Source organism: Variovorax atrisoli, assembly GCF_014195185.1.
Classification (GTDB): Bacteria; Pseudomonadota; Gammaproteobacteria; order Burkholderiales; family Burkholderiaceae_C; genus Variovorax; species Variovorax atrisoli.
Genome location: NZ_JACIBG010000007.1, coordinates 48,712 through 67,074, shown reverse-complemented (window position 1 = coordinate 67,074; position 18,363 = coordinate 48,712). Strand labels below are relative to the sequence as shown.

17 protein-coding genes are annotated in these 18,363 nt (G+C 65.5%); 11 read left to right on the top strand and 6 right to left on the bottom strand.

The features are described from left to right. Nucleotides 1–36: 36 nt before the first annotated feature. Nucleotides 37–1,062, bottom strand: coding sequence for an ABC transporter substrate-binding protein (locus FHY06_RS23360; protein WP_184606441.1), 1,026 nt, complete (start codon nucleotides 1,060–1,062; stop codon nucleotides 37–39). 158 nt (nucleotides 1,063–1,220) lie between these two features. Here FHY06_RS23360 and FHY06_RS23355 point away from each other — a divergent pair, with 158 nt between their 5' ends. From FHY06_RS23355 to FHY06_RS23310, 10 genes are all read left to right on the top strand, one after another. Continuing rightward, entirely contained in the window at nucleotides 1,221–1,892 is a 672-nt protein-coding gene (locus tag FHY06_RS23355; protein WP_132753152.1) for a MarR family winged helix-turn-helix transcriptional regulator, read from the top strand. A gap of 287 nt (nucleotides 1,893–2,179) precedes the next feature. Next, a complete protein-coding gene (locus FHY06_RS23350; protein ID WP_132753154.1) occupies nucleotides 2,180–3,325 on the top strand; it encodes a transporter substrate-binding domain-containing protein in 1,146 nt (381 codons plus the stop codon). A gap of 15 nt (nucleotides 3,326–3,340) precedes the next feature. Next, the gene (locus FHY06_RS23345; RefSeq protein WP_019657222.1) at nucleotides 3,341–3,940 is read left to right on the top strand and encodes an ANTAR domain-containing response regulator; all 600 of its coding nucleotides are present in this window, start codon (nucleotides 3,341–3,343) and stop codon (nucleotides 3,938–3,940) included. Between the two features lie 257 nt (nucleotides 3,941–4,197). Beyond that, nucleotides 4,198–5,445 carry a transporter substrate-binding domain-containing protein gene (locus FHY06_RS23340; protein WP_221404369.1) on the top strand — a complete coding sequence of 416 codons (1,248 nt, stop codon included), beginning with the start codon at nucleotides 4,198–4,200 and terminating at the stop codon, nucleotides 5,443–5,445. Between the two features lie 63 nt (nucleotides 5,446–5,508). Then, entirely contained in the window at nucleotides 5,509–6,402 is an 894-nt protein-coding gene (gene urtB / locus FHY06_RS23335; RefSeq protein WP_019657224.1) for an urea ABC transporter permease subunit UrtB, read from the top strand. A 5-nt stretch (nucleotides 6,403–6,407) separates the two neighbouring features. Further along, nucleotides 6,408–7,532 carry an urea ABC transporter permease subunit UrtC gene (urtC, locus tag FHY06_RS23330; RefSeq protein ID WP_184606440.1) on the top strand — a complete coding sequence of 375 codons (1,125 nt, stop codon included), beginning with the start codon at nucleotides 6,408–6,410 and terminating at the stop codon, nucleotides 7,530–7,532. Beyond that, nucleotides 7,529–8,281 carry an urea ABC transporter ATP-binding protein UrtD gene (gene urtD / locus FHY06_RS23325; protein WP_184606439.1) on the top strand — a complete coding sequence of 251 codons (753 nt, stop codon included), beginning with the start codon at nucleotides 7,529–7,531 and terminating at the stop codon, nucleotides 8,279–8,281. Before urtC ends, urtD begins: the two co-directional genes overlap by 4 nt. Continuing rightward, nucleotides 8,275–8,967 (top strand): urea ABC transporter ATP-binding subunit UrtE, encoded by a 693-nt coding sequence (gene urtE / locus FHY06_RS23320; protein WP_184606438.1) that lies wholly within the window; start codon nucleotides 8,275–8,277, stop codon nucleotides 8,965–8,967. Before urtD ends, urtE begins: the two co-directional genes overlap by 7 nt. A 70-nt stretch (nucleotides 8,968–9,037) precedes the next feature. After that, a complete protein-coding gene (locus FHY06_RS23315) occupies nucleotides 9,038–10,579 on the top strand; it encodes an amidase (protein ID WP_184606437.1) in 1,542 nt (513 codons plus the stop codon). A 251-nt stretch (nucleotides 10,580–10,830) separates the two neighbouring features. Further along, nucleotides 10,831–11,070 carry a hypothetical protein gene (locus tag FHY06_RS23310; RefSeq protein WP_184606436.1) on the top strand — a complete coding sequence of 80 codons (240 nt, stop codon included), beginning with the start codon at nucleotides 10,831–10,833 and terminating at the stop codon, nucleotides 11,068–11,070. A 194-nt stretch (nucleotides 11,071–11,264) separates the two neighbouring features. Here FHY06_RS23310 and FHY06_RS23305 read toward each other — a convergent pair whose 3' ends face one another. Further along, complete coding sequence (locus FHY06_RS23305; RefSeq protein WP_311733720.1) at nucleotides 11,265–12,218, bottom strand: AraC family transcriptional regulator; 954 nt, start codon at nucleotides 12,216–12,218, stop codon at nucleotides 11,265–11,267. Between FHY06_RS23305 and FHY06_RS23300 the strand changes: the two genes are divergently transcribed. Next, entirely contained in the window at nucleotides 12,141–12,965 is an 825-nt protein-coding gene (locus FHY06_RS23300; RefSeq protein ID WP_184606434.1) for an NAD-dependent epimerase/dehydratase family protein, read from the top strand. The two genes, FHY06_RS23305 and FHY06_RS23300, sit on opposite strands and share 78 nt — an antisense overlap. Nucleotides 12,966–13,094: 129 nt before the next feature. On the opposite strand, the gene FHY06_RS23295 is transcribed toward FHY06_RS23300, so the two are convergent. The 4 genes from FHY06_RS23295 to FHY06_RS23280 form a co-directional block, all read right to left on the bottom strand. Continuing rightward, a complete protein-coding gene (locus FHY06_RS23295) occupies nucleotides 13,095–16,199 on the bottom strand; it encodes a bifunctional diguanylate cyclase/phosphodiesterase (protein ID WP_184606433.1) in 3,105 nt (1,034 codons plus the stop codon). Then, entirely contained in the window at nucleotides 16,196–17,215 is a 1,020-nt protein-coding gene (locus tag FHY06_RS23290) for a TRAP transporter substrate-binding protein (RefSeq protein ID WP_184606699.1), read from the bottom strand. Before FHY06_RS23290 ends, FHY06_RS23295 begins: the two co-directional genes overlap by 4 nt. 423 nt (nucleotides 17,216–17,638) lie before the next feature. Next, a complete protein-coding gene (locus FHY06_RS23285) occupies nucleotides 17,639–17,956 on the bottom strand; it encodes a CcdB family protein (protein WP_019657234.1) in 318 nt (105 codons plus the stop codon). 7 nt (nucleotides 17,957–17,963) lie between these two features. Then, complete coding sequence (locus FHY06_RS23280; RefSeq protein ID WP_019657235.1) at nucleotides 17,964–18,233, bottom strand: type II toxin-antitoxin system prevent-host-death family antitoxin; 270 nt, start codon at nucleotides 18,231–18,233, stop codon at nucleotides 17,964–17,966. Nucleotides 18,234–18,363: the final 130 nt, after the last annotated feature.

Here is an 18,363-nt window from a genome sequence, read left to right as displayed (position 1 = left end):
GGTCCAGGAGTGGGTGTGCGAGGCGTCGCGAAGGCTTCAGCGGGCAACCTCGCGCTGCCAGCGCTTGGTCCAGTCGGGAAGCGACTTGGCCACAGCCTCCGGGTCGGGCAGCCACAGGTTGTCGAAGGTCTCCTTGTACGGAACGATCCTGGCGGCCTTGTCGCTGAGCTTGACCTGTGTGTTGACCGGGCCCGCGTACTTGCGTTCGGCGAAGCAGGTCTGTCCTTCTTTGGACAGCACCTCGTCGATGTACTTGAGCGCGAGTGCGGGCGACTTCGCGCCCTTCGGTACCACCAGCGCAGGCAGGATGCCCACCGCACCTTCCTTCGGGTAGACGATGGCCAGCGGCAGGCCCTTGTCGATGGCGGAGCCTGCGCGGTCGGGATACCAGACGGCCGCGGCGATCTCCTGGCGCTCGAAGAGCGAGACGATCTGGTCGGCCTGCGTGTAGAGCGTGACCGATGACTTCGCGATCGGCTTGACGGCGGCGAAGCCCGCGTCCATGTTCGCGAGCGTGCCGCCCTTCATGCGATTGAGCGCCATCAGGAACTGCGAGCCCGAGGTCCCGCTGATGTCGCCGATGGCGAGTCGCCCGTCGTACTCCGGCTTGGCGAGATCGGCCCATGAGCTGGGAGGCGTCTTGATCTGCTTGGTGTCGTAGACGATCACGGTCGCACCCGTCATGAACACCACGTATTGCCCGTCCTTGTCGAGCGCACGCGGCGAGATCTCGGCGACGTTGGCGAGCCTGCCTTTGTCGATGGTCTCCAGGAGCTTCTCGTTCTTGAGCTGCGCCGCGAGCGAGTTGTCGATGTAGACCACGTCGAAGTCGGACTTGCCGCCCGTCGCACGGATCGAGGCCGCGAACTGCGACGAGCTGCCAAGCTTGAGCGAGACCTTCGCGCCGGTTTTCTTTTCGAACGAACTGATGTGGCAGGTCTTGGAGTCTTCGGCGAACGAGCCGCCGAAGATGCCGACCACGAGCTCTTCGGCGTGTGCCGCACCCGCGAGAACGGTGGCCACGAAGCCGGAGACGACACAACGCGAGAACGTGCTTTTCATGAAGAGCTCCTGTGAGGCGAGGGCCTGATGGCCACGTCGGAATTCACTTTATCTTTCGCGAAAGATAAATGCAAGGCATTTAAGATAGGTGCCAACCCGAGCCGTTTCGCTGCACCAGAATGGCGGTGCGATGGCATCAACCAGGAGAGAAAGACGTCATGCCGCACAAGAAGGAAGCATCGATCCGACGTTCGCCCCAAGCCGATGCGCGGCACCAGCGCGACGCCGTGGGAGCTGCCGAAACTGCCTTCGTGGACCAGGAGTCACAGGCAAATGCAGATGCCGACCTGGTGGAGCGGGGCATACGGCAATGGCAACGCGAGCGTCCTGACATCGACAGCAGCGGCAAGGCCGTGGTTGGCCGCCTGCTCAGGCTGGAGGAAGTGGTGCTGCGCACGCTGAACCAGGTGCTGGAGCCCTTCGGCCTGAAATACCAGGAGTACGCCGTGCTCGCGACGTTGCGCGTTGCCGGTGCCCCCTACAGGCTCTCGCCCTCCCGCTTGCAAAGCACGCTGCTGTTCACTTCGGGCGGCCTGTCGAACCTGCTGAAGCGGCTCGAGAAGGAAGGATGGATCAAGCGCTCCATCGATCCGAACGATGGGCGGGGCGTATTGGTCAAGCTCACGGCCAAGGGAATTCGCTTGGCCGACGACGCGATGCCACGACATGCGGCCGCAGAATTGCATCTCCTGCGAATGTTCGATGCGTCTCAGCGCGACGCGCTGGCAACCCTGCTGAGCCGGATGATGACCGAGAATGCGCCGGAGACGGGGCCGATCCTCGGAGGGGGCAACCCGGCCGTTTCGACTGGCAGCCCGTTGCGCGACTGAGGCGATTGCACGGAGAAGAGACGAGGCATTGTTCGATTCCGCCGATCGCGGACCTTCGTCCTTTTCAGCTCCCTGAACCCGGCCGTGCTGGGTCTCGTGACCGCGTCCCGCCGATGAACTCCAGGGCAGGAACTGCTTTCCGATTTGCCCGCGGCCCTTCGTGGTTTTCGCACGAGGCTGCTACAGTAGCGTGGACGAGGCCGCAAAGCCTCGACATTGACATGGAGCAGTGAAGCTCCCGGCGGCCGCGATGGCTGCTGGGAGCTTTTTTCTTTTGGAGTTCGGAAATGACCAGATCCACAGCGCAGCCTTGGCGTGTCGGAGTGCTCTTCTCTTCCACGGGCGTCACCGCGGCGGTGGAGCGAACCCAGCAGGCCGCCACCCTGCTGGCGATCGAGGAAGTCAATGCGGCGGGCGGGGTCCTCGGCAGGCCGATCGAGCCGCTGGTCCACGATCCGGCCTCACGCCCTCCGCGCTACCGCGAGCTGGCCAAGCAGCTGTGCGACGAAGCGGGCGTGCCGGTGATATTCGGCTGCTACATGTCGAGTACACGAAAAGCGGTGCTTCCCGTGGTCGAGGCTCACCGCGCACTGCTGTTCTACCCGACGCTGTACGAAGGCTTCGAGTACTCGCCGAACTGCGTCTACACCGGCGCTGCACCGAATCAGAACTCGGTCCAGCTGGTGCGCTACATGGCTAGCCACTTCGGCAAGAGACTGTTCCTGATCGGTTCGGACTACGTGTATCCCTACGAGTCCAACCGGATCATCGCGGACCTGTTCAGGCAAGCCGGCGGTGAGGTGCTCGACGAGATGTACATCCCGCTGCGGGTGGCGGACATCGATATGGCCAAGGTCATCCGGCGGATCGAGGCGGCGAAGCCCGACGTCGTCTATTCGACGGTCGTGGGCGATGGCATTGCGCGCTTCTACGAGGCCTACCGTGCTGCGGGCTTCGACCCGAATACGCATCCGATCGCCAGCCAGTCGACCCAGGAGGCGGAGATTGCCCAGATGTCGCCACGGGCTGCCGCGGGCAGCATCACGGCGGCGCCGTATTTCTCGACACTGCAGACACCGGAGAACCTCAGGTTCGTCGCGGCCTGGCGCAAGCGCTTTGGCACAGGTTTGCCGATCACCGCGTGTGCCGAGTCGGCCTACTTCCAGGTGATGCTCTACGCGCAGACCCTGGAGCGCGCGGGCAGTGATCGGCTTGAAGCGATGCTGCCCCACCTGCACGAACATGAATTTGATGCGCCCCAGGGGAAGGTGCGGATCGACCAGGAAAACCACCATACCTATCTGTGGCCGCGCGTCGCGCGCGTGGATGCACAAGGGGTGTTCCAGGTCGTTGACGACCCCGGTCTGCGGGTCAAACCCGACCCGTACATGTATGAGAGTCGCTTCGACCCGCTGGCGGGGCGCCCGGCGTGAAGGAGGCAGGGCGCCATGACCATATCGCTGCTGAGAGAGCTGCCCGAACTCAAGATCGTCGTCGTCCATCCGCCTGACGAGGAGGGGGACGCACTGGTAAGCCACTTGCGGCGCGTCGGCTGCATGGTCACCACGGCCTGGCCGATGCCCGCCAGCGTGCCGCCCAATGTCGATGTCCTCTTCCTGCTGGTGGAGGGGGAGGCGCGCCACGCGACCGAGGCGTTGCTCAAGACGCTGCCCCGACCCGAGCCGACGGTGATCGCCATCGTGAACTACGAGGATCCCACGACCTTGCAGCTGGTGCTCGAGAGTGCCGCATTTGCGGTGGTGCAAAAGCCCATCAAGCCATTCGGCCTGCTGGCGCACCTCGTGACGGCGCGAAGCCTGTGGGCCGAGCGCCAGGCCATGCTCAAGGAAAACCGCAAGCTGCGCCGCAAGATCACCAGCGACCAGGCCATGAGTCGTGCCAAGACGATCCTCATGGCCTCCAAGGGAATCAGCGAGGTGGACGCCTACCAGGCGATCCGGGCACAGGCGATGGCCAAGCGCCTGTCGATGGAACAGATTGCGAGTTCGATCATCAACATGGAAACCCTGTTGCAACCGCCGCCCTAACTCGTTAGCATGAACGCATCGAGTCGGCATGCCGATTCGGTGGTTGCATCCCCTTGATATTCAGGCGCCGATGCGACCGGCTCCGGGAACCATGTGTGTTCTCCGGGCCACCTGGCAATGAAGCCCACACCGCGGTGCAAACCGCGTTGTGGGTTTTTTTTCGCCTGAAACCGACAGTGTTGTCGGCTGGTCCTGTTAGTCGAGCTCATCAACCATCGGCAGCGCATGGTTCGCTGCGTCACGTCCTGAGGTCCCCTATGTTGAAAACCAACCGTCGCCACTTCCTTCTTTCCTCGGCTGCTTCTGCGACCGCGCTCGCATCGCCGGCCCTCATGCGGCCCGCGTACGCAGCCGACGCCATCAGGGTCGGCGCGCTCTATTCGCAGACCGGCGGACTCTCGATCGTCGAGAAGATGCTCGCCAACGGCGTGCGCATGGCCGTCGCCGAGATCAATGCCGCAGGCGGTGTCATGGGGCGCAAGGTCGAAGTGGTGCTCGAGGACGGCGCCTCTGACCCGAAGACTTTCAACGAGAAGGCCTCCAAGCTGATCACGCGTGATCGCATCGAGACCGTGTTCGGCTGCCACACCTCGGCGAGCCGCAAGGCGGTATTGCCCGTCTTCGAGCGGCGCAACGCGATGCTGTTCTATCAGACCCACTACGAAGGCTTCGAGTGCTCGAAGAATGTCGTCTACAGCGGCGCGGTCGCCAACCAGCAGCTGGCCAACTACATTCCCTGGATCGTCGAGAAGCTGGGCAAGAAGAAGTTCTTCATCGTCGGCTCGAACTACGTCTATCCGCGAGAGATGTCCAAGGTCAGCAAGAAGCTGATCGAGCAGGCCGGTGCCAAGTGGGTGGCGGACGAGTACCTCGAGCTCGGTCATTCCGAATGGGCCTCGGTGGTGCGCAAGATCAAGGAGTCGGGCGCCGACGTGGTGCTCTCGCATGTGGTCGGTGACTCGCTGGTGGCCTTCTACCGGGAATACAAGAACCAGGGGATGTCCCAGGCTGCGGTGCCGATCTGCGCCACGGTGATCAGCGAGATCGAGATCGCAGCAATGGGGGGCGAATACGCGGCCGGCAGCTACACCTCGGTGCCCTACTTCATGTCCATCGACACGCCTGCCAACAAGTCCTTCATCGAGCGCTACCGCAAGTTCGTCAACGACCCGAAGGCGGTGACCTATCACTCGCTCGAAGCCGCTTACTTTCAAGTCTTCCTCTGGAAGCAGGCGGTGGAAGCGGGCAAGGGCACGACGGCCGATGCGATCCGCGCCAACATCGGTGGTCAGAGCTACGACGCACCCGGCGGCAAGGTTCTCATCGATCCGGAGAGCCTGCATGCATGGGTCACGCCGCGCATCGGCCAGTGGCAGGCCGACGGCCAGAGCAAGGTGGTCGATGCCAGTCCCCAGCCCGTTCGCCCGCTGCCTTACTTCGCCTACGGCGAGACCGATGCCAACCTGATCTGCAAGCGCACGGGCGCCGCTCCGGTCAAGGCCTGAGACGCCCAAGACCTGCAAGGCGCGCGCCTTGCGGGTCGAGCCTCTTCGAGAGAAAGACTTCCGATGCTGGATGTAATACTGATCGGGCTCAGCATGGGCTCGATACTTCTGCTGGCCGCGTTGGGGCTGGTCATCATCTATGGCGCGATGGGCGTGGTGAACATGGCCCATGGCGAGATGATCATGGTCGGTGCCTATGCCGCCGTGATGGCGCAGATATGGCTGGGCCTCGGCCTGTTCGCTGCGATCCCGATCGCGTTCGTCGTCTCGGGTGCACTGGGCCTGCTGATTGAGCGATGTGTGGTGAGGCGCCTTTACGGCCGGCTCGGCGACACACTGCTTGCGACCTGGGGGGTTGCCATCCTGATCCAGCAGGCGGTGCGGCTCGAAGGTGGCCTGGCCTTCTTCGGCATTCATATCGAGGGACTGGGGCCGGGGCTGCAGAACATGCCCATTCCGCAGATGCTGCAAGGCGCGGTGATGATCGGCCAGACGCCGATCAATGCCTATCGCGCGTTCATCGTGGCCAGCACCGTGGTGCTCACCTTCGCGACCTGGCTGCTCCTGTATCGCACCCGCATCGGCATGCAGGTGCGCGCCATCATTCGAAATCCACGCATGGCGGCGGCCTGCGGCATCGATGTGCAACGGGTCAATGCATGGACCTTTGCCTTTGGTGCCGGTCTGGCCGGCATCACCGGCGTGCTCGTGGCGGGCTTCAAGACGGTATCCCCCGACATGGGAACGGCCCTGGTCGTCGACAGCTTCCTGGTGGTGGTGTCGGGCGGTGTCGGCAGCCTGCTCGGCGCGATCGTCACCTCGATCGGGCTTGGAGAAGTCACCGGCGTGGTGGCGGCGTTCAGCAACGACATCCTCGCGCGCGCAGTGGTGTTCGGCCTGGTGATTCTTCTCATCATCGTGCGCCCGCAGGGGCTCTTCTCGTTCAAGGGGCGGTGATGGCCATGGGAACCTCTCTGGACAAGCGTCTGACCGTGGCTGCGTATGCACTGTTCCTGGGGCTGGTCTTCCTGGCTCCGCTCGTGCTCGACGGCTTCGGACTCAATCGGCTCGCCAAGTATCTGGTGTTCGGCATGCTCGGCATTGCCGTTGCCATGTGCTGGGGCTACGCAGGCATCCTCAACCTCGGGCAAGGCCTTTTCTTCGGCCTGGGCGCCTACATGCTCGCCATGTCGCTGAAGATGGCGAGTTCCACCAGCCTGCAGCACGGGGGCGCGAATCCCGTGCCCGATTTCATGCTGTCCAACGCCGAGCCCGGCGCGACAGTGGATCTGTGCTGCATCAACCAGGGCTCGTTCCTCTGGCTGCCTTTCCAATCCCAGGGATTCGGCATCTTCATGGGCGTGGTGTTGCCGGTGCTGGTGGCGTTCCTTCTGGGGGGCGTGTTGTTCCGCAAGCGCATCGCGGGGGTGTTCGTCTCGATCGTCACGCTCGCGCTGGTGTTGCTGGTGCGCCTCCTGCTGGTGGACGCACAGCCGCTGACCAACGGATTCAACGGGCTGTCCGACCTCGCATGGCTGCGCGTTGGCGCGCACGAGTTCGACCCTTACGGCACATCGACGTACTACCTGGTCGCGCTCACGCTCGCATTCGTGCTGATCGGCGCGCGAGTCTTGCTCGCCACGCGCGCCGGCGTGATCCTGCGCGCGACTTCGGGCGATCCGCAGCGCGCGCGCTACCTGGGATTCGACGTGGCGCACTATCAGACCTTCTTCTTCGCGTTGTCCGCGGCCATCGCCGCCGTGGCCGGCATGCTCTATGTGGTGGTGGCGGAGTTCGCTTCGCCCACCTTCATGGACCTGAGCTTCTCGATCACGATGGTGGTGTGGGCTGCGGTGGGTGGCCGGGGCTCGCTGCTGGGTGCGTGCATCGGCGCGATCCTGATCAACATTCTGGAGGCGACCGCGAGCGAGACGCAGTCGCTGGTCGAAGCCTGGCGTGTCATCGTGGGCTTGACCTTCGTGCTGGTGGTGCTCTACCTGCCCAAAGGCATCGGTGGCTGGGCCCACGACCTGATCGCGCGCTTCGACCACCGCACGCGCGCCCGCGCGGCCGGGGGGAGGTCATGACCGCGCTCGAACTCCAGTCGCTGGGCGTGAGTTTTGGCGGCTTCAAGGCCGTGGATGGCGTCTCGCTGCGGGTGGCCGACGGCGAGTTGCGCGTGCTGCTGGGTGCCAACGGGGCAGGGAAGACCACCTTGATGGATCTGATCTCGGGCAAGACCGCGAGTACGACGGGCCGAGTCCTGCTTTACGGACGCGACCTGACGAATCGGCCCGAATACCGGATCGCCCGCGCAGGCATCGGCCGCAAGTTCCAGATCCCCAGTGTGTTCCGCGAACTCTCGGTGCGACACAACCTGTGCGTGGCTGCGAGCCGGGATCCTTCCATCCTGCGCAATCTGCGCTGGGGCTTCGGGCACGGGATCGATGCCCGGGTGGATGAGATCCTGAACCTCATCGGCCTGGAAGCCGAGCAGCACCGACTCGGCGGTGACCTCAGCCACGGCCAGACGCAGTGGCTGGAACTGGGGCTGCTGATCGCGCAGGACCCCAAGGTGATCCTGCTCGACGAACCCACCGCCGGCATGACCGCCGCCGAAACGCGCAAGACCGCACAGATTCTCAAAAGCCTGCGCGGACGCCACACCATCCTGGTGGTCGAGCACGACATGGCCTTCGTACGCGACATTGCCGAGCGCATCACCGTGCTGCATCTGGGGCGCGTGCTGGCCGAAGGCAACGTCGCCGAGATCGAGCGGGATCCCCGCGTGCGGCAGGCCTATCTCGGATCCCACGGAATCGCATCGCCATGTTGACACTCACGAATCTCGACAGCTACTACGGCCGCAGCCATGCGCTGCACGACGTCAGCCTGGTCATTCCCCAAGGAAAGATCACCGCCATTCTCGGGCGCAACGGCATGGGCAAGACGACGCTGCTGCGCGCGCTGATGGGCACCATGGTGAACTCGACCGGCCGCATCGAGCTCGATGGGCGGCGCATCGACGCGCTGCCCACGCACCTGCGCGCTCGTGCGGGCATTGCCTATGTACCGCAGGGGCGCGAGATCATCCCCGACTTCAGCGTCCGTCAGAACATTCTGATGGGCGCCTTCGCCGGGCGGGGTCCGCGCACGATCCCAGCACTGGCGCTCGAACTGTTTCCGTATCTTGCAGCGAATCTGGAGCGCCCAGGCGGCGTGCTGTCCGGCGGCCAGCAGCAGCAACTCGCCCTGGCGCGCGCCTTGGCGATCCACCCGAGCGTGATGCTGCTCGACGAGCCCAACGAGGGCATCCAGCCGTCGGTCGTGCAGGAGATCGAGGCTGCGATCTCGCGCATGAATCGCGAACTGGGGCTCACGATGGTGCTGGTGGAGCAGAACATCGATTTCGTGCGCCGTGTCGCCAGCAGCTTCGCGATGCTTGAGAAGGGATCGATCGTCGCGAGCGGTCCCATCGAGATGCTGAGCGACGAGATCGTCGATCGCCACATGACCTTCTGAACGGGGTATCGCCCCTCCTTTACTTCCATCCATCCATCTTCTTCACGAGATCCAAGCGAGCTTCAACGCCATGAACCAGATCACCCCTGACATCGACCTCACGACCCTGACCCTCGACAGCGTCCAGGAGGGTTTCCGAAGCGGCCGTTTCAATGCAGAGTCGCTTGCACGAGCCTGCCTTGCTCAGATCGAGACCTGGAACGCGCGCTACAACGCCGTCATCTTCCTCAACGACGAAGCCGTCGACGACGCGTGTGCCATTGATCGTCGACGCCAGGCCGGCGAAGCGCTGGGCCCGCTCGCAGGCGTGCCCGTCGTGGTCAAGGATCCGATGGACATGGTCGGCTTTCCGACGACCGCCGGCTGGGCGCTTTTGCACAGCAAGACCGGCGGCGTCGACCTGATGCCTGCGACCGATGCTCCTGTCGTGGCGCGCATGCGCGCCGCCGGTGCCATCATCCTCGGCAAGACCAACGTGCCGATCCTGAGCCACACCGGAACGCACGCGGACGACAGCTGGGCGGGCCCCACGCTCAACGTTGTCATGCCGGATCGCGTGCCTGGAGGAAGCAGCGCCGGTACGGCAACGGCGGTGGGCGCCAGCATGGCGGTATTGGGACTCGCTGAGGAAACGGGAGGCTCCATCCAGAATCCGGCTTCGGCTCAGGATCTGGTGGGCATCAAGCCGACCATCGGCCTGGTGCCCAACGCCGGCGTCATGCCGCTGTCTGGCAACCGGGACGTCGTCGGACCGATCGCACGCACCGTGAAGGATGCGGCGCTCTGCCTCGACGTGCTGGCGGGCTACTCCGCAGAAGACCCGAAGACGCTGGCCGGCGTCGGCAAGAAGCCGGTGGGGGGCTACACCTCGAAGTTCGGCAGCCGCACCCTGGAAGGGGCGCGCATCGGCTTGTATGGGCCCGGCTGGCGCACACAGCCGCTCTCTGGCGAGGCGAACGCGCTCTACCTGCGTGCGGCTGATGAACTAAAGGCGCGAGGTGCCGTGCTGATCGATGACCCGTTTGCAGGCACCGGCTTCGCAGACCTGCGCCAGCCGACGCCGCCACTGGCGAACTTCGACGCCCGCGGGATGGAATCCGTGCCCTATGACCTGCAGAAGTACCTCGAGCGCCTGGGCCCCGATGCGGCGCTCACGTCCTTCGCCGAGTTCGCCGCAGCGACCCAGAGCGAGTCCGCCTTCGGACCGAAGGGGGTGTTGAGCTATCTGCACAATCTGCCGCAGTTCGCAGCCGCCCTGAAGTCGCCCACCGTGCCACCGGACCTTTCGGGTTTCATCGCGTTGAAGGAAGCCTATCTGCGAATCGTGGACGAGGTGTTCGAGCGCGAGCGACTCGATGCACTGGTGTTTCCTCAGATGCGCGAGGAGTTGCCTGCCGTGAAGACCGGCACCATTCAGGAAACCACGGTGGGCGAACTCAACATCGCGGGCCTTCCGGCGGTGACCGTGCCGGCAGGCTACTACGCGTCGGGTGCGCCCTTTGGTCTGCTGTTCGTCGGCCCGCTGTGGAGCGAAGCGGTGCTGCTCGCGCTGGCGCACGACTACGAGCAGGCAACCCAGCATCGCAAGCCACCCCGTCTCCGCGGTGCCTGAGCCGGTCTGGAGCCTGTCAATACGCGCCGGGGCACACCGGAACAGGGGGATCAGCGCAACGACGCGACAGAGCGGGTAGCTGCTCGTGACGCACAGCAGATGCACACGACGCCGTAACTCGCCCGAGTGAACCCACCTCTGCCGATGATTGTGTGTTCCACTGCAGTGCTGTTTTGCAGCGGCTCCTTCATCGGCATCGCGGTCCGGCAGTATCCCGGCGGGCAACGCCTCATGACTTCACGGAGCTCGATATGGAAAAGACGGACGTTCTGGCGGCGACGATCGAGATGGCGCGCGCCGGCCTGGGCTTCACGCCTGCAGCAGGGCTGGACTGCATCTGCGATCTGATTGATGGGGAAGACCCTCAGGACGTGAATCACGACCGGAACGTGGAACGGCTGCTTCGACTCGCTGCCTGTATCTGGAGCCTGAGACATACCCTGCTTGCGCCGACCTCCGTCGCAGCCCTGCATCCGCAGCCACTCAAGTAGCGCGGGGATTGTTCAGCCTGCGGCTCGACGCCGTCGACGGTGGATCGATGTTGGGGCAGGGTCATCACCGCCGCGTTGGGTCCGAACCGGGGCAGTCTGCCGGCTTTGGGTGAGCACACTGACGAGGTGCCGGCCCCATTCGGCTTCGATGGCCTCGTCCGTTTCGCTGCGTGCGCCTGCGCGGTGGCCCGACTTCAGTCGATCCCCGGCCCCGTACGAAGTTCGTCGACGAGCGCGCGCGGCGTCACGCCGGCAATCGCGCGGAACTCGGCGATGAGGTGCGCCTGGTCGTAGTAACCCGCGGCAGCGGCGATGCCGGCCCAGCCCATGCGGCTGTCATGGCGGGCGTCGCGCAACGCGCGATGGAAGCGCGTGAGCCTGGCGAATGCCTTGGGGCTGATGCCCAGGGCCTCGCGAAACACACGGCGCAGGTGCCGGGCGCTCACGCCAAGGTCTGCGGCGACAACGTCCACGCTCGCGCTCTCCAGCCTCCTGGCGGCTTCGAGCGCGAAACGCGGCTGGACACCGCCTCCCTGCGCGGTGCCGAGGCGCTCGGAGATGGCGCCTTCCAGCGCCGCGGCCGCCTCGGCCATGCTGCGCGCGCCGGCGAGCCGATCGAACAGCTGCGCGCTGTCGTCCCACAGGTCCTCGAGTGCGACAGTGTGCCCGGCGATGGCGGAAGCGGGCGCGCCGAGAACCGCTTCGTGCACGCCCAGACGAAGACGCGCCACCAAGATCCGCTGGCCGCCGCGAACCAGCTTGCGATGCACCTGCTGCCGTGCCCCGAGCACATGTGCATCGAGTCCGTCCCGTGCCATCGATCCGAAGCGAACGACGATCTGGGTTTCCAGGCGGGGCACCAGGGTGCCTCGCGCATCGCGGTCGATCATGTGCAGGGAGAGGGCGGCCACGGAGGACGCAGTCGAAGTTCCCTGCGCCGGGTGACCTTGGTGAATGTGGTGCGCGCGCATGGCCCCATTATTCAACCGCTTGGCGAGCTCATGGGATTTCGCCCCTTCATGTCCGTTTCTTCCAATTCGCGTCGCGGGCGCGCCGCTACGCTGCAGGTCATGAAAATCCTGATCACTGGAGCGACCGGAAAGGTCGGAAGCCGACTCGCCAAGCGACTTGCCCTGCGGGGTGACCACGTGCGAGCCCTTGTGCGCGATCCAGCGCGCGCTGCCCCTTTGCAAGAGGCCGGTGTCGAGATCATCCAGGGCGACCTGCAGGACGCAGACTCGCTGGCCGCTGCAGTGCACGGCATCGAGGCCGTGGTCCACTGTGCCGCCTTCTTCCGCGGTGCGACGCCCGAGCAGGCGCACGCGGTCAATGATCTCGGTACGCAGCACCTGGCGCACGCCGCGCGCGACGCCTCGGTGCGGCGTTTCCTCTTCACCAGCACCGGTCTTGTCTACGGCGCCAACGGTGGACAGCTCGCTCGCGAGGACGACCCCTGCGCGCCGACGGTGGCCTATCCGGTGAGCAAGCTGGCGGCCGAGCGTTTCCTCCTGGAACTCCAGGGCCTGGACGTGCGTGTGCTTCGCCTGCCGTTCGTGTACGGTGACGGCGATCCGCACATCGAGGAGGTGGTTCCGGTGATGCGCGGCTTTCCCGCGGCGCAACGCATGTCGATCGCCCACCACGTCGACGTCGCGCAGGCCGTCACTCTGCTGCTCGATGCCCCGTCGCCTGCGCACCGCATCTACAACGTGGTCGGCGACGAAGCGCCCACGCTTGGCGCGCTCTTCGCATCGGTGGGCGCTCCGCCGCCCGATGGCTCCAACGCCGAGTTCGCACGTGCCTTCGATGCGCTCATGGACGGCCGCCGCATCCGCGAGGAACTGGGCTTCATGCCGAGATTCCCAGGCCTCGAAACGGCGAGCGCGCGCGAATGAGCGGGGGATGACTCCAGCGGGAGTGGCGCTGCAGCTGTCATTGCGAAGGTTGAATGCCGCGCGCCTCGACCACCTCGGCCCAGGTCTGCGGTCTCGGCCCTGTCGCCCTTCATCGTGGAACGTGTGCGCCTATTGCGGCACGAAGGCGAGATTCGAGGCAGGAAGCTCTCCGTCGAGCTCGCGTTCGTAGATTTCCAGCGGCTGCGGCACGCCGAAAAGGTAGCCCTGGCACAGTTCGCAGCCATGGCGCAGCAGGAACTCGCGCTGCGCAGGCGTCTCCACGCCTTCGGCCACGAGTTCCAGTTCCATGCTGCGCGCCATGCCGATGATGGCCTGGATGATCGACTCCACCTTCGGGTCCAGCCCGATGCGGTGCACGAAGAACTTGTCGATCTTCACCTGGCTCAGCGGCAACTGCGTCATGTAGGACAGCGAAGAGAAGCCGGTGCCGAAATCGTCCATGGAGAACTGGATGCCCAGCGCGGCGAGTGCCTCCATCTTGCCGATCGCGTCGGCCACCTTCTCGTGCAGCAGGCTCTCGGTGAGCTCCAGTTCGAGCTTGCCCGGATCGGCACCGGTGCGCGTCAGCACGCGGCTCACCTGATCGACGAAGTCACCCTCGCGGAACTGCCGGGCACTGACGTTGACCGACAGCTTGAGGTGTCGCCGGCGCGGGTCGCCTTGCCACGCCGTGAGCTGCCTGCAGGCCGTCTCCAGCACCCACAGGCCCATCGGGATGATGAGCCCGGTGTCCTCCGCCACATCGATGAACTGGCCCGGCAGCAGCAGCCCGCGCACCGGATGGTGCCAGCGCACCAGCACCTCCGCGCCCACCACGCGGTTTTCGCTGGTCACCTGGCTCTGGTAGTGCAGCACGAACTGCTGTGCCGCGATGGCGGCATGCAGCTCGTTCTCCAGTGCGGCACGCGCGGTGATGCGGGTCTGCATGTCCGACTCGAAGAAGCGCAGCGCGTTGCCGCCGTCCGTCTTGGCGCGGTACATGGCGATGTCGGCCTGCTTGAGGACTTCCTCGATCGAGGCGGTACGGGCATCGAACAGCGAGGCGCCGATGCTGCAGGTGCTGTGATGGTGCTGCGTGCCCAGCGTATAGGGCTGGTTCAGGTGCGCGAGGATGGCTGCGCCGACAGTCTCGGTCTGCGAGACTGCGACCGCGATCTCGTCGTCCAGGTCGTCCAGGATCACCACGAACTCGTCGCCGCCCAGGCGTGCCACGGTGTCGCCGTCGCGCAGGCAGCTCTTGAGCCGTTGCGCCACCTGCTGGAGGAGCACGTCGCCCACGTCGTGGCCGAGCGCGTCGTTCAGCGTCTTGAAGTTGTCCAGATCGAGAAAGAGCAGCGCGCACAGCCCCGGGCGCTGCGCGGCGCTGCCGAGGGTCTGGTGCAGGCGGTCGAGCAGCCGCCGCCGGTTGGGCAGGCCCGTGAGCGTGTCGTAGAAGGCGAGGTGTTCGATCTCGCGCGCGGCGCGCTTGCTCTGCGTGATGTCGCGCAGGATCACGATGAAGCGCGCGCCAGGCGCATCGGTCCTGCTGGCGTCGTCGTCGATCGGTCCATGGACCGTCTCATCGACCGCCTCGTCAACCGCCTTGCGCGACGCCGAGATCTCGAACCAGGTGCGTTCGCCCTTGTCGCGCCGCTCGAACTGGCGCCCCGCCGAGTAGCCGCTGGCGTGGGCCTCGCGCAGCGCCGCCATCACCTGGGAGGCAGCATCGGACGGCAGCAGTTCCTGCAGGGTACGCCCCACGGGGCTTTCGAATCCTGCGACGTGAAATGGCACGCGCGGCGCGTGATGGCCATGACAGCGGCCATCGAGCCCGACCTCGAGCAACAGGTCGGGCAGGGCGTCGAGCGTCGCCTGCAGCTGCGCCTTGCTCTCGATGATGGCGGCGGTGTGGCGACGCTTCTCGGTGATGTCGTGGTAGACGCAGACCAGGCCGCCGTCCGGCGTCCGGCTGCGCGTCGCGCGGATCACCTGGCCGTTCTGCAGCAGCGCCTCCTGTTCGGAGTGCGCCTGTGCGAGCTGCGGCGCATTCAGGGCCGACCAGCCGGCGGGTCCTCGCCCGTGCACCACGTGCTTTGCGGTTTCGTCCATGATGCGCTGAAAGGGCAGCTGTGGCGCGATCATCGATGCCGTCCACGGGAACATCGCGACGAAGCTGTGGTTCCAGTTGAGCACGCGGTGCTCGGCGTCCAGGAGGATGAAGCCCTCGGCCATGGATTCCAGCGCCTGGTCCAGCGTGGCCTTGGAACGCACCAGCTCCATGCGGGAGTGCCATTGACGGCGCAGCTGGACGTGCGCGAAGCGCGCCACGGCCACGCTCATCAGCGCGATGAGCGCACCGGTCCACGCGACCAGGTCGCGTTCGCGGCGCCAGTCCTGCAGCGCCGCGCTCAACGGCAAGCTCGCCACGATCAGCAGATTGCGGTGCAGCGTGGGACGGGCCACCACGATGGCCGGTTCGCCGCTCAGGCGCGCGGCCATGCGCTTCGGCTTGCCGTCGCTGGTCTGCTCGTGCATGGCCGGCTCGATGGGCCGGCCGCCGAGGTCGTCGCGTGGCGGCAGGCTCGCCAAGAGCGGACCGGCGTCATGTTCCAGCGTGACTTCCAGGCCGCGCAGGCCGGCGCCCTGCGTCATGATCGTCGCGAGCAGCGACAGCTGCACCTCCGCCACAGACAGCATGCGCGAGCCGTCCGCCAGCGTCACGGCACGGGCGAGGTACAGCACCTTCTGCGAGGTCACCATGCTCACGGCCGGCACGCTAATCGCCAGCGTGGACACGGGCTTGGCCAGCACGCTGTCCACGAAGCCTGCGGGCAGGGCGAGCGGCAGGCTGTCGCCGCGGCGGTCCGAGGACGCCACCACCGTGCCGCGCGCATCGACGAAGGCGATGTGGCGCACGAGCAGGTTTTGCCGCACCAGGTTCTCGAGCAGCTGGTGCGGTCCAGGGCTGCTCGCTTCGCTCGCGGCGCTGGCGGCTGTCGAGCCGCGCAGAATCTCGTTGGCGCCTGCGAGCAGCATGTCGACGCTCAGCAGCGCGCGATTGAGTGCCGCTTCGGAACCGGCCACGAAGCGGATCGTCTGGTTCTCGTGATCGACGATGGCCTTCTGCCTGGCCTCCCAGACGATGACGGCGGCCACCGTTCCCGCGGTGGCGAGCAAGGACAGCGCCACGCCATAGATGACGGCGGTGATGCGACGGGGAAATCGCGGCGTCACTGTGTCGTTGTCCTGGCCCGGATGCCGACCACCGGCGCGATCGTCTGGTTCCACACCGTGGCGCACACCGGCCCGCAGCGCTGCACCCAGCCGGGCAGCACGCGGTTCGCGAAGATCTCGCGCCGACGGGCCTCGTCCTGCGGGGAGGGCCGCACGGCCGTCATGTGTCCCTGGGCCGGCTTGCTGCAACCTGCCGCACCGGTGTTGCAGGCGATGCCTTCCTCGGTCTCGCGCTCCGACTGGGCCCATACCGCGGCTTCCAGCCGCGGCAGCTCCTTGCGCAGCAGCGCCTGCAGATCGGGCGGCAGTGCCTGGAAGCTCTCGCGGTTGGCGGCGAAGACCGCCACCCCCCAGTTCAAGGGCATGGCATAGAGCGCGCTGGTCACCTGGTGCAGGCCCAGTGTGTATCCGGGCATGGTGCCGGTGATGGCGCACTCGGTGTTGCCCGATTTCATGTTCGCCATGATCTGCGAGAACTCGGTGTAAACGGGCGTGCCGCCCAGCGCCGAGACGAAGTCGGCCTGCATGGAGCTGGAGACGCGGGTGCGCCGGCCCGCGAGGTCGCTGAGCTGCTGCATCGGCTTGTTGCAGAACACCACCTGCGCCGGATAGATGTAGACCGCCAGCAGTTCCACGTCATAGCGCTCGCGCAAGGTCTGCGACAGGTAGGGACGGAATGCGCCCACCACGCGTCGCAGCGTGGCAACTTCCGGGTTCAGTCCGGCCATGTCGGCCGCGCTGAACTCCGGGAACTGCGTGGAAATCTGGCTCAGCAGCGCCGTCCCGAAGGGTACGACGCCCAGCTGCATCAGGTTCAGCATCTCCTGGCCCGGCACGCCCGCGCGGTCGAAGGGCACGATGCTGGCGGTGTAGCGCCCTCCGGACAGCGCCGCGAGGTCGCGCGTCCAGAACTGCTCCTCCTGCCCCGTGAACTGCGTGACCCCGGCGAGTCCTCCGACGATGCGCAGGCGCTGCACTGGCGCCGTCTGCGCATGGCACAGCGATGCGACGAACATCAGAAGTGCGACAAGGTAGGCCAAGGTGAAGCGGTGCTAACAGAGGGCGGGGTCAGCGCCCGGGTATGGGGAGTGGATTTGTTAACTTCATCATGGCACAGGAACGCAGGATGGCGGCATGCCGGCGGTGCCGCGTGTTGCGCGTCGGGGACGCTCGTCGGCCGGGTCTGGACGGCCGTCAAATTGGCACACAGGGTCTTCAAAAGCTGTGTGTGGGTGGGCAGATCCGTTTCCCGCCCGAGCTGGAAGCTTGCTTCTTGCCCTGCAGACGCCTCCGAACTGCGCATCCGTATGGGTCGAGCGTTCACTACCGCAGCCGCGGCGGGCCCAACGCATCGCACATGCCATCTGCGAGGGATTGTTGGATACCTTCGTTCTTTGCAGCCACACCGCCGGTAGAGCGCGACGTACTGAACGCTCGATTCAGATTCCGCTGATCACTGCATCTAGCGCGGCCACGAAATCGCTGGCCTGAGATCGGAGGTTGCCCTGGACAGCCCCCAGATCCTTGACACGAAAGGGTGCGGCCAGATGCGGTAAAGCCACCAGCGTCGCTCCGTTCCAGCCGATGGTCGGACAGAGCGACCGCGGCATGGCCGCCGGCATGTTGGCACGCAGCGCCAATGGCATCACGAGACGAGTCGGGAGCTTATCGAGAATCTCGCTCTGGATGTCCACCATCCAGGGAATCTCGCCGCGCTGGGTCTTGGACGGGTTGGCGTAGACGTCGAACTGGGCCATCCTGCGATCACCAGGGACGGTAGTCCTCGCCGAAAACACCCACGCGCTCGACAAGCCCGTTCTGGGCAGCAATCCACTCTGCATAGGTCTCGTTGAATTCGCGCTTGCGCTGGCCGAGCGTCTTTGTCCGTTCGAGCGCCTCGAGTTCGGCGTAACGGGCAGCCGAGACCATCACGACCGCGACGCGGTCGTTCTTCATGACCTGCACGGGCTCGCGCTCAGCCTGACTTAGGTAGTAGCCAAAGCGGTTCTTGGCATCGGTGGCACTGACTTGCATGACTGGACTCAAGGAAGAGTGATTAGCCATTTTAGCCATTCTTCAGCAAAACGCCCTGGAGTTCTGAGAGAAAGCCCACGCCACGCCATGGTCTGAACGGTGAAAACCCCGAGCAATAGCCCAACGGGTT